This is a genomic window from uncultured Hyphomicrobium sp. (assembly GCF_902826555.1).
Taxonomy (GTDB): Bacteria; Pseudomonadota; Alphaproteobacteria; order Rhizobiales; family Hyphomicrobiaceae; genus Hyphomicrobium_C.
Genome location: NZ_CADEFI010000025.1, coordinates 20,177 through 42,780, shown reverse-complemented (window position 1 = coordinate 42,780; position 22,604 = coordinate 20,177). Strand labels below are relative to the sequence as shown.

At 63.9% G+C, this 22,604-nt stretch carries 26 protein-coding genes and 1 tRNA gene; 15 read left to right on the top strand and 12 right to left on the bottom strand.

Annotation, left to right across the window (positions count from 1 at the left end):
• The 5 genes from QZV93_RS11700 to QZV93_RS11680 form a co-directional block, all read right to left on the bottom strand.
• Window positions 1-882, bottom strand: a complete 882-nt coding sequence (locus tag QZV93_RS11700) for an aldo/keto reductase (protein ID WP_295558674.1) — start codon at window positions 880-882, stop codon at window positions 1-3.
• A 68-nt stretch (window positions 883-950) separates the two neighbouring features.
• On the bottom strand, window positions 951-1,460 hold the full coding sequence (locus QZV93_RS11695) for a DM13 domain-containing protein (protein ID WP_295558650.1): 510 nt from the start codon (window positions 1,458-1,460) through the stop codon (window positions 951-953).
• A gap of 140 nt (window positions 1,461-1,600) precedes the next feature.
• Window positions 1,601-1,876 (bottom strand): hypothetical protein, encoded by a 276-nt coding sequence (locus tag QZV93_RS11690; protein ID WP_295558649.1) that lies wholly within the window; start codon window positions 1,874-1,876, stop codon window positions 1,601-1,603.
• A gap of 105 nt (window positions 1,877-1,981) precedes the next feature.
• The gene (pqqA, locus tag QZV93_RS11685; RefSeq protein WP_295558647.1) at window positions 1,982-2,071 is read right to left on the bottom strand and encodes a pyrroloquinoline quinone precursor peptide PqqA; all 90 of its coding nucleotides are present in this window, start codon (window positions 2,069-2,071) and stop codon (window positions 1,982-1,984) included.
• 155 nt (window positions 2,072-2,226) lie between these two features.
• Window positions 2,227-2,706, bottom strand: coding sequence for a DoxX family protein (locus tag QZV93_RS11680; protein WP_295558645.1), 480 nt, complete (start codon window positions 2,704-2,706; stop codon window positions 2,227-2,229).
• Between the two features lie 198 nt (window positions 2,707-2,904).
• Between QZV93_RS11680 and QZV93_RS11675 the strand changes: the two genes are divergently transcribed.
• The 5 genes from QZV93_RS11675 to QZV93_RS11655 all read left to right on the top strand — a co-directional run bounded on the left by QZV93_RS11675 (window position 2,905) and on the right by QZV93_RS11655 (window position 6,435).
• On the top strand, window positions 2,905-4,344 hold the full coding sequence (locus tag QZV93_RS11675) for a phenylacetate--CoA ligase family protein (RefSeq protein WP_295558643.1): 1,440 nt from the start codon (window positions 2,905-2,907) through the stop codon (window positions 4,342-4,344).
• Window positions 4,345-4,366: 22 nt separating this feature from the next.
• Window positions 4,367-4,687, top strand: a complete 321-nt coding sequence (locus QZV93_RS11670; RefSeq protein ID WP_295558642.1) for a ribosomal protein L7/L12 — start codon at window positions 4,367-4,369, stop codon at window positions 4,685-4,687.
• Between the two features lie 171 nt (window positions 4,688-4,858).
• Window positions 4,859-5,218, top strand: coding sequence for a hypothetical protein (locus QZV93_RS11665; protein WP_295558640.1), 360 nt, complete (start codon window positions 4,859-4,861; stop codon window positions 5,216-5,218).
• A gap of 312 nt (window positions 5,219-5,530) precedes the next feature.
• A complete protein-coding gene (locus QZV93_RS11660; protein ID WP_295558638.1) occupies window positions 5,531-6,013 on the top strand; it encodes a hypothetical protein in 483 nt (160 codons plus the stop codon).
• Between the two features lie 44 nt (window positions 6,014-6,057).
• On the top strand, window positions 6,058-6,435 hold the full coding sequence (locus tag QZV93_RS11655; RefSeq protein WP_295558636.1) for a hypothetical protein: 378 nt from the start codon (window positions 6,058-6,060) through the stop codon (window positions 6,433-6,435).
• A gap of 11 nt (window positions 6,436-6,446) precedes the next feature.
• Here the strand turns inward: QZV93_RS11655 and QZV93_RS11650 are convergent, their stop codons facing one another.
• Window positions 6,447-7,103, bottom strand: coding sequence for an MBL fold metallo-hydrolase (locus QZV93_RS11650; RefSeq protein WP_295558635.1), 657 nt, complete (start codon window positions 7,101-7,103; stop codon window positions 6,447-6,449).
• 159 nt (window positions 7,104-7,262) lie between these two features.
• Here QZV93_RS11650 and QZV93_RS11645 point away from each other — a divergent pair, with 159 nt between their 5' ends.
• The 3 genes from QZV93_RS11645 (at window position 7,263) to QZV93_RS11635 (ending at window position 9,134) form a co-directional block, all read left to right on the top strand.
• Window positions 7,263-7,637: a hypothetical protein gene (locus tag QZV93_RS11645; RefSeq protein ID WP_295558633.1), complete on the top strand. Its 375-nt coding sequence runs from the start codon at window positions 7,263-7,265 to the stop codon at window positions 7,635-7,637.
• 100 nt (window positions 7,638-7,737) lie between these two features.
• Entirely contained in the window at window positions 7,738-8,277 is a 540-nt protein-coding gene (locus QZV93_RS11640) for an RNA polymerase sigma factor (RefSeq protein WP_295558631.1), read from the top strand.
• Between the two features lie 2 nt (window positions 8,278-8,279).
• On the top strand, window positions 8,280-9,134 hold the full coding sequence (locus QZV93_RS11635; RefSeq protein ID WP_295558629.1) for a hypothetical protein: 855 nt from the start codon (window positions 8,280-8,282) through the stop codon (window positions 9,132-9,134).
• 21 nt (window positions 9,135-9,155) lie between these two features.
• On the opposite strand, the gene QZV93_RS11630 is transcribed toward QZV93_RS11635, so the two are convergent.
• The 3 genes from QZV93_RS11630 to ctrA form a co-directional block, all read right to left on the bottom strand.
• Window positions 9,156-10,661 (bottom strand): S8 family serine peptidase, encoded by a 1,506-nt coding sequence (locus QZV93_RS11630; protein ID WP_295558627.1) that lies wholly within the window; start codon window positions 10,659-10,661, stop codon window positions 9,156-9,158.
• A 229-nt stretch (window positions 10,662-10,890) separates the two neighbouring features.
• Complete coding sequence (locus tag QZV93_RS11625) at window positions 10,891-13,065, bottom strand: S8 family serine peptidase (protein WP_295558625.1); 2,175 nt, start codon at window positions 13,063-13,065, stop codon at window positions 10,891-10,893.
• Between the two features lie 411 nt (window positions 13,066-13,476).
• Window positions 13,477-14,175, bottom strand: coding sequence for a response regulator transcription factor CtrA (ctrA, locus tag QZV93_RS11620; protein WP_295558623.1), 699 nt, complete (start codon window positions 14,173-14,175; stop codon window positions 13,477-13,479).
• 586 nt (window positions 14,176-14,761) lie between these two features.
• Between ctrA and QZV93_RS11615 the strand changes: the two genes are divergently transcribed.
• On the top strand, window positions 14,762-15,142 hold the full coding sequence (locus QZV93_RS11615) for a flagellar export protein FliJ (protein ID WP_295558621.1): 381 nt from the start codon (window positions 14,762-14,764) through the stop codon (window positions 15,140-15,142).
• Between the two features lie 259 nt (window positions 15,143-15,401).
• On the top strand, window positions 15,402-15,992 hold the full coding sequence (locus tag QZV93_RS11610) for a hypothetical protein (protein ID WP_295558619.1): 591 nt from the start codon (window positions 15,402-15,404) through the stop codon (window positions 15,990-15,992).
• Window positions 15,993-16,094: 102 nt separating this feature from the next.
• Here the strand turns inward: QZV93_RS11610 and QZV93_RS11605 are convergent, their stop codons facing one another.
• Window positions 16,095-16,373 carry a DUF1153 domain-containing protein gene (locus tag QZV93_RS11605; RefSeq protein WP_023787187.1) on the bottom strand — a complete coding sequence of 93 codons (279 nt, stop codon included), beginning with the start codon at window positions 16,371-16,373 and terminating at the stop codon, window positions 16,095-16,097.
• Between the two features lie 488 nt (window positions 16,374-16,861).
• Here QZV93_RS11605 and mnmA point away from each other — a divergent pair, with 488 nt between their 5' ends.
• From mnmA to QZV93_RS11590, 3 genes are all read left to right on the top strand, one after another.
• Window positions 16,862-17,974, top strand: coding sequence for a tRNA 2-thiouridine(34) synthase MnmA (gene mnmA, locus QZV93_RS11600; protein ID WP_295558672.1), 1,113 nt, complete (start codon window positions 16,862-16,864; stop codon window positions 17,972-17,974).
• An 81-nt stretch (window positions 17,975-18,055) separates the two neighbouring features.
• Window positions 18,056-18,796, top strand: a complete 741-nt coding sequence (locus tag QZV93_RS11595; protein WP_295558617.1) for a class I SAM-dependent methyltransferase — start codon at window positions 18,056-18,058, stop codon at window positions 18,794-18,796.
• A gap of 92 nt (window positions 18,797-18,888) precedes the next feature.
• A tRNA-Met gene (locus QZV93_RS11590) sits at window positions 18,889-18,965 on the top strand.
• A gap of 152 nt (window positions 18,966-19,117) precedes the next feature.
• Here the strand turns inward: QZV93_RS11590 and QZV93_RS11585 are convergent.
• Both QZV93_RS11585 and QZV93_RS11580 read right to left on the bottom strand, forming a co-directional pair.
• Window positions 19,118-19,372, bottom strand: coding sequence for a hypothetical protein (locus QZV93_RS11585; RefSeq protein ID WP_295558615.1), 255 nt, complete (start codon window positions 19,370-19,372; stop codon window positions 19,118-19,120).
• A gap of 41 nt (window positions 19,373-19,413) precedes the next feature.
• Window positions 19,414-19,617: a hypothetical protein gene (locus QZV93_RS11580; RefSeq protein ID WP_295558613.1), complete on the bottom strand. Its 204-nt coding sequence runs from the start codon at window positions 19,615-19,617 to the stop codon at window positions 19,414-19,416.
• Window positions 19,618-19,854: 237 nt separating this feature from the next.
• On the opposite strand from QZV93_RS11580, the gene QZV93_RS11575 reads away from it, so the two are divergent.
• Window positions 19,855-21,507 carry a L,D-transpeptidase family protein gene (locus QZV93_RS11575; RefSeq protein ID WP_295558611.1) on the top strand — a complete coding sequence of 551 codons (1,653 nt, stop codon included), beginning with the start codon at window positions 19,855-19,857 and terminating at the stop codon, window positions 21,505-21,507.
• A gap of 60 nt (window positions 21,508-21,567) precedes the next feature.
• Complete coding sequence (locus QZV93_RS11570) at window positions 21,568-22,581, top strand: murein L,D-transpeptidase family protein (protein WP_295558610.1); 1,014 nt, start codon at window positions 21,568-21,570, stop codon at window positions 22,579-22,581.
• The last annotated feature ends 23 nt before the right edge of the window (window positions 22,582-22,604 follow it).

Here is a 22,604-nt window from a genome sequence, read left to right as displayed (position 1 = left end):
CTAGACGTTCTCGTTGGCAGCCTTCCTGGACAACGCGCTCAGCTCCTTGAAGTCCGCGTCGCTGAGCTTGATGCCCGCGCCGACCACGTTCTCCTCGAGATGCTTGACCTTGCCGGTGCCGGGAATGGGGAGCATCACCGGGCTACGCGCCAGCAGCCAGGCAAGCGCGATCTGCCCCGGCGAGGCGCCGTGGCGCTTGGAGATGCCGTCGAGCACGGAGCCCGGCTTGGCAAGCGAGCCTGCCGCCAGCGGAAACCACGGAATGAACCCGATCCCCTGCGCCTCGCAATAGTCGAGCACATCCTCGCTGCTGCGATCAGCCAGGTTGTAGAGGTTCTGCACCGTCGCGACCTTGAACACCTTCTGCGCCGCTTTGATCTCGGCGACGCTCACCTGGCTGAGCCCCGCATGGCGGATCAAACCTTCCTTCTGCATGGCCGCCACGACCTCGAACTGCTCGGACTGCGGCACCGCGGCATCGATGCGATGCAGCTGCCAGAGGTCGATGCGCGCAACGCCGAGGCGCTTGAGGCTGCTGGTCACCTGTTGGCGCAGGTACTCGGGCCGCCCGTTGGGAATCCACTGGCTCGGTCCCGGTCGCGTGAGCCCGCCCTTGGTCGCGATGACGAGATCTTTATAGGGATGCAGCACCTCTTTGATCAGCCGTTCGCTGACCTCGGGACCATAGCTGTCGGCCGTATCGATGAAGTCGATGCCGAGCTCGGGCACGCGCCGCAAGGTGCGCTTGGCTTCCGCTGGATCGGCCGGCTCACCCCATATGCCGTCGCCAGTGATACGCATGGCGCCGAAACCCAGCCGGCGCACCGCGAGATCGCCGCCGATGGAAAACTGCCCCGAAGGCTCTGCTGAAAGCGCGCTCATGATCGGCACCTGTTGTTTGCTGAGATCGCTGCGCATGTAGGCATCCGAGCCTGGGAACGCAACTCGGCTTAGCGGACCGGGAGCGCGGCGGAGCCGATGTAGACCGAGAAGGATTCGCACCAGATAGTCACGGTGTGGAACTTGGCGATATCCAGCCCTGGCGGCAGCGCGAAATTCTGGCCGCCCGTGAAAGACTTGAGGGGCGCGATCTTGACCCGGCCCGCGTCCGCATTGAAGGAGACTTCGTCGCCCACCGGCGTCGTATTGAGATAGATCCAGAAATTGGGCCCCGGACCGGCTTCGAAGTTATCGTCGAACCGAAGCACGGCCGCATCGCCCACGCGGTAAAGGGCGCCCGTACCGTTGGCCCAATGCACGGCATCACGCCCCGGCGCGGTCTCGTCGAACTTGAAGGTCCCGAGCACGCTGGCAGCGTCGGCGCTCGGCGCCTTTTCCGCGACGACCGGGAGTGGAAAGAGAAACGGGAAGGCGATCAGCATACCGCCCGCACCAGCGATCGCTCCGAGAACAGCCCCGATCAGAAAGGCGACGGCCGCGCGCATGACCACCGGTCCCATACCAGCTTCGTATCCGTGCCACAGACCCTCTCAGGGGTCGCGACGCCTGTCAAATCCGATGCGACGGCGAACGGAGGCAGGGGTGCAAACGAAAAGCGCCGGTCTCGCGACCGGCGCCTCGTCGTGATGTGCGAGGGTGACTAGTTGGTGGCCGCACCCGGAGCAGCCGGACGCTTGATGTCGACGGCGACAACGCGCTTCTGACCGTCCTTGGTGGTCGCGGTGCCGATCCACTTGCCATCCTCGTCCTTCGCCAGCTCGGACACGTCGGTGTAGCCGAGATGCAGGAGGTGCTGGCGTGCCTGGACTTCGGTGAAGAGCGTCTGGAACGCCGGGCCTGAGCCGGCCTCGGCAGCAAGCACAGGGAAGCTCAAGCCGACGGCAAGCGCCGCGGCCAGCGAAAATGCACGGATCATGGGATCACCTTTGGTTGGGGGGGTTGGTTGGGAGGTAGAGAGATCACGCAACGCGAAGGCCGGCACACGAAGGGAACGCTGGCCGGCCTCGCTTCAGGCGTCGTGTTAGATGAGGTCGATGTCGGCCGGCAGATAGCTCGTGACCTCGAGACCGACGTTCTGCTCGCGCACTTCGGGAGCGGTCCAGATCTTCATGGGTGTTCTCCTAATCGTTTGGTCGTTGCCGCGACCGCGTCGTTTGGCGATCGCTCGTGATCCTGATCTAGGAAGAAATCCCGCTCCTGGCCAATCACTCCGCTTCACATGCGAGTGGGCCTGGGGACCTGTCTTCGTGAACGTGCGTGAAGCCCTCAGACACGCCTCGATGCATCCGAACCCGGCGCCGAGACCATCTTCTGCAGCATCCAGTCGAGCGAAACAGGTCCCGGCCCCGCGACCGCCAGCCAACCGAACAACGCCATGTAGGCCACCTCTTCAAAGCCCAAGAGCGTCTCGAGCGAATTGATCTGGTCGAGCTTCGCCGAGATGATGGCGACAATCATCACGATCACGAGAGGCGTTGCCGCGAGACGCGTGAACAGCCCGAGCAGCAGCAGCAGGCCGCCGACGAACTCCACGCCCGAAACGAACGGGGTCACGATGTGCGGAAACGGAATGCCCCACTCGGTGAAGTTCTGGATCATCTGCGGCAGGTTGTTGAGCTTCGCCCAACCCGTCCACAGAAACACCCAACCCACCACGATGCGGGCGAACAAGGGCGGCAGCCACCCGAAGAGAGACGTGGAAATCCGCTCCGGCATGTCGATGAGCCAGGTGACGATTGCGTGCATGTTAGCCTCGTTCATTTGGGCGCGGAGCCGCGCGTCGCCGCTATGGCAGCGGCGTCACGACGCAGATACGGACATGAAAGCGAAAAGTTTCAGGCCGGCGCCGGCACTTGCCAGCCGGGCGAGGCACCCCAAATGAAACCGGAGTGGGCATACGGGACTTTAGTGAAAGTCGACGACGATCCGACCGGGAGACTTTTGATGTTAGCCCCCATCCGCTTCGCCTTGACGTTGCAGGGCCTCTATCCGTTTTGGCTGGATGCCGACAAGATCAAGGCCAAGCAGGAGCAGCGGCTGAGGGCCCTGCTCGCGCATGCCGTCGCCAAGTCGCCGTACTACAGGCGCCGCCTCGCCGGCCTCGACATCGCCCGCTGCAGCTTGGCCGACCTCCCGACCCTCACCAAGGCCGAGATGATGGAGCATTACGATGAGCTGGTCACCGATCCTCGACTGAAGAAAGCCGAAATCGCCGCCTTTACCGATGATCTCTCCAACCTCGGCCGCCTCTATCTCGGCAAGTACGGCGTCAGTCACACCTCCGGAAGCCAGGGCCAGCCCGCCCTCATCGTTCAGGACGAGCAAGCCCTGAGCCTCATTTTCGCCGTCCAGTTTGCGCGCGCCACCAAGCTCAAGCGTCGCTTCCTTCCCCACCTCGGCCGTCTCCTCAATCCCGCCCGCATGGCCGTCCTGACCGTGAAGCCGGGCTTCTATCCGAGCGCGGCGGCTTTTGCCTACCGGCCGAAGTACCTGGCACCGATCTTCAAGGTGCTGCGCCTCTCCCACTCGGATCCCATGGAGACCAACATCCGCCGTTTGGAAGAGTTTCGTCCCGAGTACATCACCGGCTACGCGAGCGCGCTCGAGGCACTGGGGCGCGAGGAGGCTGAAAGACGCATGAACCTGCGCCGTCTTGGCAGCCTCAAGCAGATCACCAACGTCGCGGAGCCGCTGTCCGATGCCGCGGGAGACAAGCTCGAGCGCATCTTCGACGCCCACGTGACCGACGAGTACGCCATGGGCGAATGCATGGTGCTGACGTCGGGTTGCATCACCGGCCGTGGCTCTCACGTCAACGCCGACCTCGCCATTCTCGAGGTCGTCGACGGGAACAATCGTCCCGTCCCGCCGGGCACCGAAGGCAGCAAGGTGCTGGTGACCAATCTCTACAATTACGTCCAGCCCATCATTCGCTACGAGGTCGACGATCGCGTCACCATGAGCGCGGCACCCTGCAACTGTGGAAGTCCGCTGCCGCACATCGCCAAGATCGCCGGCCGCACCAAGGACCTGCTGTGGATCGAGGATGGAGGCACGCGCCGCGAGGTGCCGTACTACGTTTTTCTCGCCCCGCTGCACCACGTGCTCGAGCTCGCCGAGCACCAGATCGTGCAGACGGGGCCGAAACACTTCGTCGTCCGGGTCGTTCCGCTCCGCGGCAAAACCCTCTCCGTCGATCGCATACGCCAGCTCGTGCTCGAGAACGTGCGCGAGGAAGGGCTTGAGTCCGAGATCGTGTTCGACATCGAAGTCGTGCCGGAGATCCCGTTGGGGCCGTCCGGCAAGGTTTCACGCGTCAAGAACGAGTATGCGCAGACCAGGACCGCCGCATCCCCCACGCGACCGGTCCGCGCCGACACCTGAAGAAGAGGCTAGGATAGAACCGGTGGCCGAATACTCGTTCCTCGCCCTGCTTGCAGCGTTTCTCGCTGGCTTTGTGCTGGGACGGCTGACCGGCACGGCCGTCCCGCGCAGAAGCCGCGCAACAGCGCCATCGCATACCGTAACGCCCGGCACGACCACTGCCGACGTGGTTGCACTCCTTCCGCCGGAGACCCGCGTCGAGGTCGAAACGCTCGTCGCCGACGACCGAAAGATCGAAGCCATCCGCGTTTGCCGCGCCGCTCTCGGCCTCGGCCTTAAGGAAGCCAAGGACGTCGTCGACTTCATCGAACGGACGGGCGGGCGCGGCGCTCGTGCCTCCTGAGCAGTGACATCAACCGCCCAGCCATCGCGCGATCCGTAATAGCGCGTTGGCGCTCTCGGGCGATCGTCCGCCAACGGCCTGATCCAGCCGCGAATTCTACGACGGTTGCCATATTTCTCGGCCCCCCCTGGCATAGAATGATCGGGCCGGGAAAACGACGAGGAGAGAGAGATGCGCTTAAGAACTCTCGCCGTTGGCGCCGCCATGCTCGCGGCCACGGCATTCGCCCCCAATCTGGTTGCGGCCGCGTCCCTGCCCGGCGCCGTCAAGACCGGGATCGAGACCCCATCCATGGTGGAGCAGGTTCGGCACCGCGGCCATCGCCACCACGGCCACCGGCACCACTTCCATCGACACCACCATCACCATCATCACTGGCGGCATCGCCACTTCCGGCCTTACCTCTACGGCTATGGCGGCGGCTACAGCTATGGCTACGGCCGTTGCACGCGCGTCCGCCACATCTGCGCCGACCGCTGGGGCTGGCGCACGCGTCAGTTTTATCGCTGCGTCTACAATCGCGGCTGCTAGGGCTCCGCCGCCACATCCGGACACGAGCAACCGCGGCAAGGCCGCGGTTGCTTTCGAATTTCACGCCAGGTTGACGGAGAGCCGCCAGCCTCACACCGCGTCCCGCACCAACGCATCAAGAAATTATTGAGCAAATTCATTTGAAAACCCGCGTTCCCATCGTATACGGATGGTGATCCGCGGGATGATCCCCCTCGTTATGAAGCGCGCGGATCAGTGTTGCCCTGGAAGCATCGCCAATTTTCACCGCGATGCTAATGTTGCTTTGAGAGAAAAGGGGCAGGCTTGCGGGGCAAAATTCTGGAGGCTCAAGTGACACGGACTTGTCTTGCCGTCCTTTCAGGTGCGGCAATTGCTTTTGCCGCAGCCGCATTGCCTGCCGGTGCGAATGACGGAGCCTTTTCGGCGCTCGATGGCGCCTGGTCGGGATCCGGCAGCGTGCGCCTCGAGAACGGCAAGACCGAGCGGCTGAAGTGCAAGGGCTATTACAACGCCAAGACGGGCAACAGTCTCGGCATGGCCATCAACTGCGGCAACGCCAGCTTCAAGATCAACATGCGCGCCAACCTCCGCAACGCCGGCGGCGCCATCAGCGGCACCTGGGAGGAGCGCGAGTTCAACCAGGCCGGTGATGTGAGCGGCAAAGCCACCGGAAGCGGCTTCAGCCTGAAGTTTACCGGCGCCCTTTCGGGCTCCATGAGCGTCTCGATGACAGGCGCGAAACAGACGGTTTCGATCTCCACGGGCGGTCCTGGATTTACCGGCGTCAATCTTCAGTTCGCCAAAAGCGGCTGATAGAAGCCACCCGCATCGCCGATCAACGCCAGGGAGAGACAGCCATGATGGCCCGTCACACGCGACTTGCTGCCTTTGCCTTGAGCCTCGCCGGGGTCGGCGCCCTCACGCTGGCGGCGAGCCTGCCCGCGGAAGCCGGGCGCCTTCTGCGCCGGGCGCCGGAAGGCGACGTCGCGGTCGCCGTCAGCCGCTTCGGCAATGGCACCGTGAGCGGTCCTGTGCGCGTAACCAGCACCGGTTACGAGGTCCGCAAACCCAACGGCACCTGGATTGCGTGCCGTCGCAGCTGCTCGGAAACCCTGCGCGTCGAGACCGTCGACTTCTACGAGAACGACGGCAGCATGTCCGGTTACGGCACGGCCCAGAACGAATGCGGCATCTTTGGCTGTCTCGATTTCAGCATTCCGCTGGGACGTCGCTAGTCTCCGCGCCGCTATCTCGGCAGAAACGGATTGCTGCGCGCCTCTTCCCCGATCGTGCTCACCGGCCCGTGCCCGCAGATGAACGTGAAATCGTCGCCCAGCGGCAAAAGCTTGGTGGTGATCGCCTCAATGAGCGCATCGTGGTCGCCGTAGGGGAAATCGGTGCGTCCGATGGAGCCGCGGAACAGCACGTCGCCCATGATGATCAGGCGGTTGGCGCGATTGACGAGCACCACCGAGCCCGGCGAATGACCCGGGCAATGCAGCACCTCGAAGACATGCCCGGCGATGGTGACCGTTTCGCCCTCTTCCAGCCAGCGATCCGGCGTCACCGGTCGCGCGGGAATGCCGTAGGCCGCGCCCTGTTTCTCCAGATTGTCGAGCAGGAACCGGTCGGCAGCGTGTGGCCCTTCGATTTCGACGCCCAGCGCTTGCCTGAGATCGGCCGCTCCGCCCGCGTGATCGATATGGCCGTGCGTCAGCACGATCTTCTCGACCTTGATCCCGAGTTCGCCGATCGCCGCCCGAATCTCATCGAGGTCGCCGCCTGGATCGACCACAGCCCCCACCTTGCTGGCATCGTCCCACAGCAGCGTGCAGTTCTGCTGGAACGGGGTAACGGGCACGATGGCCGCCCTGAGGCCCTTGGTGTCCGGGGAATTGCTCATGAGAAACGCGGCTGCCTTTCCTGTTTGGAGGAGCCCGTCTTAGAAGGTTTTGCCGTCCACGGCCAGACGGGAGCGACGCGGCGGCCTGCTGACGCAACGGCCCACTCCGTGTAGGTTCCGGCGCATGATGCCGGGGGGCGGCGGGGAGAAACCCACAACATGCAACTGAGAGAGATGCGCTATGCGCGGATCGACGGCACCGAGGTTCTGGTCGAGGTCAAATCCGAGCAGGAGGCAAAATCCGCCATCAAGGAGCTCAAACACAAGAAGAAGGAGCTCGCCCTCCTGAAGCGCCGGATCGCCAAGCAGGAGATCCGGGCCCGCCGCACCGTCGAACGGGCCGAGGAGGCCGCGGAGCGGGAGGCCCGCCGGCGGGGCCTTTTCGCAACCCTGCGCCGCGTCTCGCGCGCTTTTCGCAAGCGCGAAGACCTCCCCGATCTCGACGCCATCCAGAGGGATCTGGAGAAAACCGACGAAATCCTCCACAATATCGACAGCTGCATCATCCAGCTGGAGGGTCGGCTTCTCGGCTGAGGTTAACAAGCGCCTTCCGAGCCACACCTGCCCCAAAAACACCTCTCTCAGGAATAAGGTAGGGCAGATTTCGTTGTTCCAACAGTCGCGGAAGGGGGCCGTGGTGGATGAAATCCAGTCGCGGATGATCCAGCTTCTGCCGCGTCTGCGCAGGTTTGCTCTCGCGCTGACTGGCGACAGAGATAAGGCGGATGATCTCGTACAGGATACGTGCGAGCGCGCTCTTGCGCACTTGGACCAATGGAAGCCAGGAACGAGTCTCGACAGTTGGATGTACCGTATTGCGCAGAACATCTGGGTCGACCATCACCGCGGGCGCAAAGCCCAGGGCGATCAGCGCCAGCTCGACGAGCTGGAGAATCTGGTCGGCATGGATGGCCGCAATGTCACCGAGAGCCGCCTGACGCTCGCAGCGGTGACGGACAGCATTTCGCGCCTGCCGCCCGAGCAGCAGGTGCTGGTCGCGATGGTCTGCGTCGAGGGTATTTCCTACAAAGAAGCCGCGAGCATACTGAACATTCCGATCGGGACCGTGATGAGCCGGTTGTCACGTGCGCGGCAAACGCTCTACGCGGCACTCACCGAAACACCCGCTGCCAACCCTCCCATTCCTTTTCCCGCTTCAGGCCGTGAGCGTTAAAAATGATGCAAGTGCCCGATGAACTATTGATGGCCTATGCCGACGGCGAGCTGACCGTCGACGAGCAGAATGAGCTGGAGCTCCTGCTGCGGCAGGATCCGGCACTGCGCGCGCGTCTCGAGCCCTTCGTCGAGACACGCATGCGTTTGTCCTACGCCTTTGATCAAGTGTTGCATGACCCGGTACCGGACCGCCTCGTGGCGACGATTGCCATGGCCGGTGCAAGGCCGCGGCAGAGCGCGCAGGCCGCCGCGCCGACGTTGGCCGAGCGCATTCGCGATGCGGTCAATAGCGTGCTGACCGCAACGTTTCCGAACGGCTTCACACCGAACGCTGCAGCGGCAGTCGCCTCGCTGCTGCTGGTCGGCGGCGTGACCGGCTGGATCGCGGCGCGGTCCGTCGGACCGTCTGGCATGGTCGCCGTGACGGAGGACAGGATCATCGCCTCGGGCGCGCTCGCCCAAGCCCTCGAAACATTGCCGAGCGCCCTCCCGACCGTCTCGAACGCACGTGATGAGGCCCGCGCGACGCCCGTGCTCACGTTCAAGTCGCACAGCGACGGCGTTTGCCGCGAATACCGCGTCTCGACCCCCGCATCGACGCCGGACTACGCTGGCCTCGCCTGCCGCGGGACGGACGGCACCTGGCGCATTGCGCTGCATACGGAGACGCGGAAGCTCGTTGCCGGAGCAGGCGCCTACCAGACGGCGACGGCGGAGAATGTCGCGGCCGTGGACGCGCTGACGGAAAGCCTGATCACCGGCGAAGCGTTCGGACGTGAGGAAGAGGCGGCCCTCTTGGCCAACGGCTGGCAGCCGCCGAGCCCCGGCACTGTACCTGGCGCGCCCCTTCGGTAACACGCGCCTCAGAGCCCGGAGCTACCAGCGAAAATCGGCGACGCCTGCCTTCAACGTGGCTTTGCGCTTACCTACCTTCTTGGGTGCCGTGCTCGAAGCATTCTGCGCCACGGCCTCCGTGGCCAGGCACTGCGGGGGTGCGATCACCATGCCCGCACCATAGACGGGATCGCGTCCCGGTTGCCCGAGATCGCGCGTCGAGATGCGCTCGAGCAGCAAATCCTCGGTGCCTTCCACGATATCGCTTGCGGCGCGCGTTGCGAGGATGGCGGTGACGAACGGTGCGGCGAACGATGTTCCTGTCTGCAGCCCCTGCTTGCCGTTCGGCAACGCCGTAAGGACGTCGACACCGGGAGCCGCGACGTCGATATAGTCGCCGCGGCTGGCATTGCGGTAGTTTTGCCCGTCCCGATTGACCGCAGTCACCGCAATGACGTGCGGATAGGCACCAGGATAGCTTGGTCCAGCGGCAGGCCCCATGTTCCCTGCGGCTGCAACGAAAATGACGCCCTTGAAGCTCATCCGCTCGATGACCCGCGCGATCGTGGGATCCGGCGGCCCCGCGAAGCTCATGTTGACGATGTCGACGTCGAGCTGATCCAGCCAATTCAGCGCCTCGAGCAGGCGCGCCGGGTCAGCCGAAGCATTGCCCTGCGCATCGCTGCGGAACGCCGTTGCGAGCAGGAATGTCGCGTCGGGCACAAGTCCCGGCGTACCGCTGGCAGGATCGCCCGCGAGCAGCGACAGAACGGCCGTACCGTGCCAATCCTCGTCGGAGGGAGTGGCCCCGTCGATGAACTCCTTGCGCACCACACGCAATCTCTTGAAGGCCGGGTGGCTGAGATCGAACGACGTATCGATCACTCCAATCCGCACATCCTTCGTGCAGGTCGACAGCTCTGGGTTCCACTGGATCAGACTGGGACCGAAGCAGGTTTCGTGCGGGCAGGGCGCTGCCGAGGCGAGCGATCCGTGGCGGCGCTCGGCACCCGTCAACGCGCTGACCGCGCTTGCCCGCCCGTCCAAGGGCCCATCGAAGGACGCAGATGCCCCGGCGGAGTGCGTAAAGTCCGGCTCGGAGCTGTTCGCCATCGTCCAATTCAGCGGATGGCCGATGAGATCGCGCACCGATTGGCCGAGCATCGGAATTGTCCTGACCAGCCGCGTAATGCCCATCGCCAACGGCAGCGTCTCGTCGGCGGGCGCGTCACGACCGGCTTCGGGTCCCATGCCGAGATGAGAAGCCTGCTGTTGAAGCCCCGCGAGCCAATTGACGTTTGGCGTTTCCGCGCGGCCGACCGGGTTGAGCATAATGGTACGAGCGCGCCACGGATCGTCCGCACCCTCTGCAGCAGGCGCAATCTCGACCTGCCACGCGCGTTGCCCGCCGTCAGATTCGGCGGACTGAGCGAACGCGTTTGCATCGGCAAAGACCACGGCGGCAAGAAGCGCGACCGCTGTGCAATGCCTTTGCACAACGCGGCTGCAACGCCGTGCCTTCCGCACCGCCTTAGGAAATTCCATCATCCCCTGATGTTCCGCGCGTCCCAACTGTGGCGACGATGCGGGACAAAAACGACACAGATGGGGCACGCGCCGAAAAAAATGAAGAACGTCGCATCGTCGACAGGCCCGCATGACGCGCCGGCCGAACCTCGAGCGCAATGTCGGAAGGTGCGTCGGAGCAGCCGGCGAGAGGGCTCTCACGATGCCCCGTGGAGGGGAGGAGCGGTCGCGCACGGGCCGGCACGCCCAATCAGGGAGCGAAAGCCGCACCGGCCTTGAAGAGCGTGGTCCCCGCCGACCAAGCGCCCGCGCCCGGCTCGCCCTGCGCCACCGCATCGCTACGCGCCCCGCAACGCGAAGGCGCAAGCGCCAGCCCCGCGCCATAGATCGGATCTCGCCCGGGAGGGCCCAGATCCTGCTTGGGCACATAGTCGAGCGGATCGGCCGGCCTGCGTCCGCTCTGACCGATGGCACCCACCTCGGCGGCGAGAATCGCGGTCACGAACGGCACGGCGAACGAGGTGCCTGTGCGATAGCCCTGTTTCGCGTCCGGAAGCGCCGTGAGGATGTCCACGCCCGGCGCCGCGACATCGATATAGGAACCGCGGTTGGCGTTCTTGTATCCGACACCGTTTCGGTTGACGGCTGTCACCGCGACGACGTTCGGATAGGCCGCCGGATAGCTCGGCGAGCCGGTCGGCCCCATGTTGCCGGCAGCGGCGACGAACACGACGCCCTTCTTGCTCATGCGATCGATGGCCTTGGCGAGCGACGGGTCCTTGGGGCCTGAGAAGCTCATGTTGACGACGTCGACGTCGAGCTGGTCGAGCCAATCCAGGGCGCGAAGGAGATTGAGCGTATCGGTCGTCGCATTGCCGGCAGCGTCGCTGCGGAACGCGGTTGCAAGAAGGAACGTTGCATCCGGCACCAGGCCGGGCGTTCCGCTGTGCGGATCGCCCGCGAGGAGCGCAAGCACTGCCGTGCCATGCCAGTCGAACCCCGATGGCCGCTCGTCGCCCAGGAACTCGCCTTGAACCGGGTTGAGCCGCTTGAACGCGGGATGATCAACATCGAACGAGGTGTCGATAATGCCGATCTTGACGTTCTTCGTGCAGGACGCCAGGGCGCTGTTCCATTTGATGAGCTGGCTGCCGAAGCACGTCTTCTCCGGACACGGTTGCGACGAGGCTGGAGAAACTTTGCGCGAAGCGTCTTCGCTTTCGCCGATGGTTCCGAGGAAGATCGAGTATTCATGGTTGGGAAGCGCCTGCGAAAACGGCGCCATCTTGTGCAATTCGCGTTCGAGCTCCGCATCCGTGAGACCGCGGGCGCTGACCCGGCGCACCTTGGTCCCCGCGCCTTTGAGATCGATGTCGTCACCCACCGTGAACCCTTTGGCCTTCGCGGCGGCGAGTTCCACTGACGAAAGCCCGGAAACGACCAGCGTCCCCAACGGCGCCACAACGGCGCCAACCGGCGGCAAAACAGCGCCGGAAAGCGCTTCCGAAGCGGGAGCTGGAACAGCGATTGTAACCGGAGGCACCGCTCCCGTCACCACGCTCGGGGGCGCACCCTCCGGTTCCCCCGAAGGCGCGCGCGGGCCGGGGTTGCCTTCACCCGCATTGCGTCCCATTCCGAGATGGGAGGCCCGCGTCGGAGGCGCATCGAAAAATTCCAGGGGTCGGCGCCGTGGCTCCTTGTTGGGATCGGCGTCGTTGGCCGCAGGCCGCGACGGCTTCTCGACCGCCACCGGCACGATCGGTGTCGGCTGCTTCGTCGGCTCCGGCGGAGGAAGACGGTTCACGGGCTTGGGATCGAGCTGACGCTGCCGGAAAGCCCGTTCCCGGATGCGGTCTTCGCGGGCGCGCTCTTTCCGCAGCAACTCCTCATGCTGCCGTTGAGCTTTCGCGAAATCTTGGTTGCGCTCCCGATCGATTGTCCGCACGCGCCGCTCGGCGTCGTTCAACGTCCAATCGTCATCGCTGTCGTCCGTCTCTTTGGACGTTTCCTCGACGCTCTTGCCATTGCCGTCCGGGCCGGCCTTTGCCTGCGGATCACCACCCGCACCGACCGCGGGGCCTGCCGCGGCAGCGGATGGCGAAAGGGCGTTCTTGCCCGGCTCCGGCATCTGTTGCTGGCGGGGTTGCTGCCACTGCCCCGCAGACCCCATATTGGCAGGCTTTTGCTGCACCTGCTGCGTCTCGCGCGCCTGGCTCTTCTGAGCACGCTCCTGCTCGCGGCGCTGGCGCTCCATCTCGGCCTGTTGCCGACGCGCGGCCTCGCGACCGAAGTTGCTGGTGTTGCCGTAATTGCGCGACGAGCGTCCGTCCCAGCCTTTGTTGCCTGCACCGACGTCGCCGGCGAATCCGGCCGCGATGACGACGGCGCCGAAAAAGATCGAGAAAATTCCTAAGGCGCTCTGCACGCGCCCCGCGCCCCGCACGGGGCTAGCCTGGCCGCCAACGGCCCGCCGAACCGCAGCCCTGAGCATTTTTAAGACCCCGACGCACACACCCCCGTCTGGTGAGTGTGAACGCTTCCATCGATTCTGTGAAGCACGCGGTCACAGGTTGTCCACAGCTCAAGATTGTCGGCGGCCGCCCCAACGAGCCCCGCCCACGCACTCACTCGTAAATCACGAATTTCGGCGGATCAGAAATGAGTTCGGAGTCCGAAATGAGGCAAAACACATGCGGACAGGATTGGAATAGCGCGAACCCGCGGCATCTCGGTCAGAAGTAAAAGCGACGAGAACGACTTACCGGACATGGGCGATAAAAAAGGCGGGCCCCGAGAAGAGGCCCGCCGATAAATGCACGACGTGCGAACATCCGCACTAGGCGGCGGCGATATTCTCGTCGCCCGGATTGCGCAGCACGTAGCCGCGGCCCCAGACGGTTTCGATGTAATGCTGCCCGCCGGTCGCAACCTGAAGCTTTTTGCGCAGCTTGCAGATGAACACGTCGATGATCTTGAGCTCCGGCTCGTCCATGCCGCCGTAGAGATGATTGAGGAACATCTCCTTGGTGAGGGTTGTCCCCTTACGCAGCGAAAGCAGCTCGAGCATCTGGTACTCTTTGCCGGTGAGGTGGACCCGCTGTCCGTTGACCTCGACCGTCTTGGTATCGAGATTGACCCTGAGGTCGCCCGTCTCGATGACCGACTGTGCGTGCCCTTTCGAGCGCCGCACGATGGCGTGAATGCGCGCGACGAGCTCATCCTTATGGAAGGGCTTCGTCATATAGTCGTCGGCACCGAAGCCGAGACCGCGAACCTTGTCCTCGATCTGCGCCAGACCGGACAAGATCAGGATGGGCGTCTGGACCTTCGCCACCCGGAGCATCTTCAGGACCTCATAGCCGCTCATGTCCGGCAGATTGAGATCGAGCAGAATGATGTCGTAATCGTAGAGCTTGCCGAGATCCACGCCCTCTTCGCCGAGGTCGGTGGTGTAGCAGTTAAAACCCTCGGACTGGAGCATCAGCTCGATGCTTTGCGCCGTCGCGCTATCGTCCTCGATCAGAAGGACCCGCATGCTAATTCCCTCTTCCTTGCCCCATCACAAGGCGCGCCGCATTTGCTTAAAAGAAGACTACCACCGACCCAACAACCGAGCCCGAACTCTCATTACAAAAGTAACGATCACAGGTTAACAAATCCTAATTTCCGTTTCGAAACACTTCAGCTCGCAACTGGCACACTCTAACCCATTTGGGACAACATTCACCACATCGCTCCGAGCCTATCGAAGCGCATGACCGAACCCGGAAATGCAGAAACTCCCCCTTGCGCCCCTCGCCTCTCCGCCGGCCCCCCTCCCTAAGGGGGACCCACACCGTCGGAGATACCGGGAGGACACGAATCAAGAGGTAACAGAATTCGCCCGCTAGCCCTAGACCCAGAAAACAACTACAAGAGAGGAGCGACGTGAAAACTTAGCAAACGCTGGCATAGCGTTGCTTTACCGCAACTTAATATGACTTTGATACAGTAAACTCTTAGGATGCGCGCTCCAGCCGGACGCGTCGACCGGTAGCCGGCCGGGAAGGTCCACATAACGGCACATGGCATGTTTCTTGATTAGGTCACGGGCGTAAGGTGTTTGAGTAGGGGTAATGAAGATGAAGGCACGCGAAACGGCGCTGAGGCTGAAGCGCTTTGAGCTCGACGAAAGGGCACGCAAAGTTACCGACCTCGAGCAGATGATCCGTGAGTTCGAGAACATCGCCACCGACCTCGACCGCCAAATCCACGCCGAAGAGGACCGCACCGGCGTCAAGGACGCCAAGCACTTCGCCTATTCGACGTTCGCCAAGTCGGCCGCGTTGCGCCGCGACAATCTCCGCGCCTCCATCGCCGAGCTGCGGCTGAAGCACGAGGCCGCTCAGCAGGATTTCGAAGCCGCCAAGCAGCAGCTCGAGCGGGCTGCCAGCGACCAGCCGCGCGAGGTCACCCGCCCGCGCCGCCGCCACGAGCGCCCGACGGGCCTCGCCCTTCGCTAGGCTCTGAATGCTGCCAAGCCTTCGGACGGCAACCGTCCGAAGGCTGAATAACCTGCCGCATCAAAACCCTGCATCGCGTTTTCAAGAAGCCGCCGGCTTCGATCTCCCCAAGCCCGTTGCCACAGGCGGGGCGGCCGACTTGCGTTTGCCCCTTTCCCGTGCCAATCGCTCCCCAATGAGCGAGGCTCGAAGTGGACGCCAGGGAGCGGGACACTCGCCCAAGCAGTCCGGTGACTCGGGGCGGGCGCCTACGGAACGAATGGGCTGGACGAACCGCACGGTCGTGGTCATCGCGCTTGTTTTTTTGAGCGGATGCTCCAGCGCCGGATCGCCCCCCGTTCTGGGGCTCCCTTCGCCGAACGATTCCTCGGCAACGACCGGCGAAGGCATTCCGAGCGCAACCGCCGCCCTGCAGAGCATCCTGACGCCGCAGGACCTGGTTGTAGGCACCCCGACCGAAGTCTACACGCGCGTCGCACGCGGGGTACTCACATGTTGGTTCGGGGCCGACGGCCCTTTGAAGGCGCGCTACATCTACCACGCCGAGGCCGAGCCCGCGTCCAAGGGCGGGCAATCGGAAATCAAGATCATGACGCGCGACGTCGACGCCGACGACCCCCGTGCGCTGCGCGCCTACCGGGTCGTGATCCTGCCGTCCGAGAAGAATACCAAGATCGAGCTCGAGAACGCGCGCCTGCCCGAACCGTTGGCAGCGCGCCTCAAAACGGATGTCGAACGCTGGGCGCGTGACGAGGCGGGATGCGGAGAAGGGCCCGTCACGGCCGGCTGGAACGCCGAACAGGCCGTCGACGCCAAGCCGGCGACGAAGGAAAAGACAAAAAAGCCGTAGGATCGGGGCGCCCCCGACACCTACAGCGTTCTTTGCACATGCTCGCGGAAGCCGCGCCCGCTCACGCCGGCGCGCACCGCAAAAACTACGAATAGCGGAAGCTCAGCCGCGATAGTCCTGGATCCGCGTCGCGCGCAGCCCAGGGAGGCCATGCTTGTCGATCGACCGCTGCCAGGACAGGAACTCGTCCACGGTCAGCTTGTAACGTTCGCAAGCTTCCTCGATGCTGATAAGCCCTCCGCGCACGGCCGCTACGACCTCCGCCTTGCGGCGGATGACCCAGCGTTTCGTATCCCGGGGCGGGAGATCGGCAACCGTCAACGGGCTCCCATCGGGGCCGATAACGTAACGCACACGCGCTCTCATCTGATGTTCGGTCATGATACTCGATACTGCTACTGACCAGCCGAAACTATAACCTGTTTCTCTTAAACATGGCCTAAGCCATTGAGTAAACATACCATAAAGAGCTGTGCGAAATCACGCAACGTCATGCGATATGGTTGACAGCCGTCATGATCCGGGACGCTGATCCCGGCCGCCTGACACGATGCGATCTCCACACGGAAAAGTTGTTCCAAAAACAGGATAACCTGTTGAACATCCATAGTATAAGCGCATTAACCAGAACCCGCAACAGCGTTCCCGTGGGCGGCCGGACATAATTTGTCCCGCGGCACAAAAGGCCCCACCCATCTTGCGTCGGGATCGACCTGCAATTTATCATTGGCTGGAAAGCTTGCTCCGCGCCATTCCGCGGCGCACTACGCTTTACGTGTGGGCGCCGATTGCAACGAGATAATGACGTGGCATCACCTTCCCTCGAGACACCAATCGCTGACGACAAGAAGAAGCGCGTGGTCGTCGCCATGTCCGGCGGCGTCGACTCGTCCGTCGTTGCCGGTTTGCTGGCCCGCTCCGGCCACGAGGTGATCGGGATCACCCTTCAGTTGTACGATCACGGCGACGCCGTCGGACGTAAGGGATCCTGCTGTGCCGGCCAGGACGTCCAGGACGCCCGCCGCGTCGCCCAGAAGCTCGACATTCCCCACTACGTGCTCGACTACGAGAAGCGGTTCTCGGACGCTGTCATGAAGTCGTTCGCCGAAAGCTACGTCGCCGGCGAGACACCGATCCCCTGCGTCACCTGCAATCAGACCATCAAGTTCCACGATCTCTTGGGAACCGCCCGCGAGCTCGGCGCCGATCTCCTGGCCACCGGTCATTACGTCCAGCGCGGCGAAGGCCGCGACGGCCCGGCCCTTTTCCGCGCCTGCGACAGCGATCGCGACCAGAGCTATTTCCTGTTTGCCACCACGCGCGAGCAGCTATCGCACCTGTGGTTCCCGCTCGGCGGCATGCAGAAGAGCGACGTGCGCGCGCTCGCGCACGAGTTCGGACTGTTGGTCGCCGACAAGTCGGACAGCCAGGACATTTGCTTCGTGCAGAAGGGCCGCTATAGCGACGTCATCGAGCGTCTGAAACCCGGAGCGCTCCAGGCCGGCGACATCGTGCATATCGACGGCCGGCGCCTCGGCCGCCACGACGGCATCGTCAACTACACCATCGGCCAGCGCCGCGGCCTCAAGATTGCGGCCGCCGAGCCGCTGTACGTCCTCTCTCTCAACGCCAAGCGCAACGAGGTGGTGGTGGGACCACGTGCCTTCTTGCACACACGAACCCTTGTACTTAGAAATGTGAACTGGCTCGGTGACGGTTCCATTGAGGGCGCCGTCGCCGACGGGGAGATCGAGGTCTACGCACGCATCCGCTCGTCGCAGGCGCCGCAGCCCGCCGTGGTTTCTTTGAGCCACGACGGCACCGTGACGGTGACGCTGCGCAACGGCGAGCACGGCGCGGCTGCCGGTCAGGCTTGTGTTCTCTACGCAGACGGCGCGACCGATGCCCGGGTTCTGGGCGGCGGATGGATTGCGGAAGCGGTGAAGGCCGATAAGATGCATCGGCTGGAATCGCCCGCATAACGGTAGCCGAAGCGGAATTGGCAACACCCCTCGGCGCGGATCGCGTCGAGCGGCAGTAAGACTTCGGTGGGAGAGAAACGCGTGCAAAACTCGAAAACCCAGTTGAAGCCTCGCTTGCGTGTCGAGGATCTCGAGCGCGCGAACGGCCGCATCGTCGGCATCGGCCGCATCGAGGAGGATGTGGTCAAGGTCGCGTACCGCCGCTGGGCCCCCATCTACGATCACACCTTCGGCCGCGTCTCGACGGAAGGCAGAAAGCACGCCGCCCAGGTCATCAACCAGAGCATCGATAGCGGCCGCGTTCTGGAGGTGGGTGTGGGCACCGGCCTCGCCCTCGGCGACTACGCACGCCATCTCGAGGTCATCGGCATCGACCTCTCGCCGGACATGCTCGACAAAGCGCGCGAGCGTGTGGCCGCCGAGAAGCTCGACCACGTCACCGGCCTGCACGAGATGGACGCCGGCGACCTGCAGTTCCCGGACAACTCCTTCGACATCGTGACCGCCATGTTCGTCATGACCGTCGTGCCCGAGCCGGAGAAGGTCATGCGCGAGCTGGCTCGCGTCACCAAGCCCGGCGGCGAGGTGCTGATCGTCAACCACTTCAGCCAGACCGAGGGCGTGCGCGGCTGGGTCGAGCGGCGCATGGCGCCGTTCGCCGAGATCATCGGCTGGCGCTCCGTGTTCGACCAGTCGCGTGTCATGGTCTGCGAAGACCTGACGCTGACCGAGCGCAAAGCCCTGCGCCCGTGGGGCATTTTTACGATGATGCGCTTCAAGAAGAAGGTCGAGGAAGACCAACGGCCCATCGCGGCCGAATAAGCCCCCACTCCAGGCGCATAGCGGCCGGAGACGGGCTGAACGCGAGCGGCGCTTGACGCCGGACGCGCTGATTCATATAGACAGCGTTCTTCGGCGGGATAGCTCAGGTGGTTAGAGCGACGGTCTCATAATCCGTAGGTCGGCGGTTCAAGTCCGCCTCCCGCTACCAGAAATTCCTCCTGGCGCTCAGGAACCATAGTCCCGCCGGCACGTTGATGCGCCGGTGCGTCGGACGTGCGACGCGAACCGTTAGGGGCACCTGCCGAGTATCTCGCAGGTGCCCCATTGGTTTTCCGGACATCGAAGCCACCCGGCGCGACACTAGCCAACCAGCCGCGGATCCTCGCTGTCGTGCGCGTGCACCACCGCCCGCAGGAGCTTCTCCGGCACGTGGTCACGATTGAGAATGACCTTCTGGTCATGCACCGCCTTGACCGCGGCGAGCGGCACCAGAAACTCGCCGAAGTTCTCGACATAGACGCTGATGGCGTCGGCCTGCACGTCGCGCACCGCACCGATGCCCTCCTGGCCCTCGGCCAGGAACACCATGAAATCGCGCTGAATGGAGTTACGCATGTCGACATCTCCTCGCTGGCGTTGCCCGCACACGACCAGCGCTACTGGGCAGGTTGAGGCGGGTCGAATTGTGTCGCGGACGGCGGCTCGTTGCTCGCCTGTTGCGTGCTCGTCGGACCAACCAGCGTGACGATGACCGCCAGCGCCACGACGAGCCCGACAATGAATAGGCCAACTGCGCCCCAGCTTCTACGCTTACGCTGCTCTGCATCCAGCGGATCGTTCGGAGCAGGATCGAAGGTCATGGGTGTGTCCTCCTTTTCTACTTTGCTGAAAGAAACGCACGGCCGGACAAGGGGTTCCTGATTTGCCGCCACCGGCTTCGCCATCTTCTCAGCACTTTTCCCGTCATGCTCGCGTCCAGATAGCCGAGCCCAAGCAAAGTCTTAATCCTCATTTCGACGAGGAACACAGACCTCCGGTTTTGCGTTAAGATGCGACTCGGATCGCTTGGGGAGGCTGAAGCTCAAACGGGTCATCGCATGGTTCCCGGATCCTTATCCGCACGCACACTTGCCATCTTCCTCGCAGCATCGGTCGCCGTGGCGCTCGGCGACGCCGCGCCTGCACGGGCCGCGAAAAAGTCCGAGGCGAAGCCGCCTGAGCCGGTGCAATCGCTTTCAGGCCCCGCCATGCTCGCCGTGGTGTCCTTGAAGGACCAGCGCATCGCCGTCTACGATGCGCATGGCGGAGCCATCCGCGCGCGCGTTTCGAGCGGCCAGACCGACTACGAAACGCCCGTCGGCGTCTACAGCATCCTGCAGAAGAACAAGGACCACTACTCGAACCTCTACGACGATGCGCAGATGCCTTTCATGCAGCGCCTGACGTGGTCCGGTATCGCGCTGCATGCCGGTGCGCTCCCCGGCTACCCGGCATCCCATGGATGCGTGCGCCTGCCCTACAATTTTGCCGAGCAGCTTTTTCCGCTCTCCAAAATCGGAACGCGGATCATCGTCGCCCGTGACGACGTGGCCCCGTCCGAGATTTCCCATCCCCTGCTGTGGAAGCCGACCGAGACCGGCACCAAGGCGGCGGCGATCCCGATCGCTTACGAGGGCGACGAGACCCAGGATCCCGCCGGCAAGCCCTTTCGCCCGGATCTCTCGAACTGGCCGGAACGGGCCGCTTTGCTCGATCAGCTGAAAACCGCGGCCGACGCCAAGGCGGCTGCAGCGCAACCGCTGGTCGCGCCCGCCGAGGAATTGAAAAAGACGCTGAAGACAAAGACATCCGCGCGTGCCAAAACCGCCAAAGCTCTGAAGCAGGCACAGAGCGCCAAACAGAAGGCCGACAGCTGGGCCGCGAGCGCTGCACGCCGCCTCTCCAATGCAAAAAACGAGAAGGCCAGAAAATCGGCGGAGCAGGAGGTCGCGAAGACCGTCACCGCCATCGCCAAGGCCGACGAGAAGCTCGCTGCCGCGACGGCGCAGGATGAGGCCGCAGCAGCCGACCTCAAAACCGCGTCCGATACCTTCGACGCCGCCAACGCCAAACGCGCCACAGCCGCAACCGCGGCCGATGAAGCCCGCCGTAAGACACTCCCGGTGTCCGTCTTCGTCAGCTTGAAAACGCAGCACGTCTACGTGCGCCAGGGCCACGAGCAGGTGCTCGAGATGCCCGTCTCCATCGCCAATCCCGAAACGCCGATCGGCACCCACATCTTTACTGCCATGGACTACAAGGACGGCGGCAACGACGTCATTTGGAACGTGGTCTCGTTGCGCCCGCGCGCGCACGAATTGGATGACTATCGCTACGACGACTACGACGAATACGGACGCCGGAAGCGCCGCGCCGCGAGCACGGCTCCGCCGCCCCCGACGGATGTCGCCCAGGCCAAGGCGGCCCTGGACCGTGTCACGCTTCCGCCCGAAGTCGCGGCGCGCATCTCGCAATACGTCTGGCCCGGCTCTTCGCTGATCGTGTCCGACGAGGAGGCGAGCAAGGAGACCGGCAAGGCGACAGATTTCGTGGTGCTGATCAGCGGCGAGCCGCAGGGCGGCATCAAGAAGCGCCCGCGCCAGCCGCGTTACGACGACTATTACTACGACGACTACTACTATAATGATCGGTACTATGACCGGCGCGGCAGGCGGCAGCGCTACAATCCGCCATTCTTCAGCTTGTGGTGAGAGGGCGCGGACGGAGGAAACCTCTTGGCGAAATCGGGGGGACGATCTCGAACCGCCTTCGTGGCAGGCCTCGGCCTGATCGCCTTCGCCGCTACCTGTCCGGCATATGCGGAGCCCGCGCCGTCGGCTCCTCCCGAGATCGACCGCCAGGAGCGCTGGCGCGCCGCGCGTAGCGGAAGCCTCCAGTTGCCGCTTCCCGGAACTCCCGACACCGAGCGGCTCCTCACCCGTCTCGGCACGGCAGGCCTGCCCCTCGGGGCACCGATGTTGATCCGCGCCTTCAAAGCCGAATCCGAGCTCGAAGTTTGGGTTCAAAGGCGCAACACCTATGTGCTCTTCGCCACCTACCCGGTCTGCTACTGGTCCGGAAACCTGGGGCCCAAGCTGCGCGAGGGCGACAAGCAGACTCCCGAGGGTTTCTACGCGCTGAGTGAGCGCGAGCTGCATCATGGCGACCGCTGGCGGCGCTCTCTCAACATCGGCTATCCGAATGTCTTCGACCGCGCCAACGGCCGCAGCGGATCGAACATCCTCGTTCACGGCGGCTGCGATTCCATCGGCTGCTTCGCCGTGACGGACCCCGTCAACGCCGAGCTTTACGACCTCGTCGCAGCCTCATTGCGCGCAGGTGCGGACTATGTGCCGATGCAGATCTTCCCGTTCCGCATGACGGACGCCAACCTCGCCGCCAACGGCACCGGGCCATGGCAGAGTTTCTGGTCCGATCTCAAGCTGGGCTACGACTCTTTCGAGCGCACGCGGCTGCCGCCGAACATCTCTGTTTGTGGACGGCGCTACCACGTGCGCGACAACTCCCCCTTCTCCAGGAACTCACTGGATATCGAGCTCTGCGCAGAGGATCGAAACCTCGTTCCGGATCGCCGGGAGGAGGCGCGCGCACGACCCACCGCCCAGGATCCGGGGGCGCGACTGGTACGCGCCAGTCCGCCGCCACGCTGCAGCACGGCGCGCGCAAGCTGCCGCAAGTGGGTGGCTCTGCGTGATCGTCGCGCCACGAGCCGCACCGTTGCCAGACAAACAACCGGCGGGAAAAAGCGCTCGGCCGTACGCTGACCTCGTCCAACCCCGGGCGCACC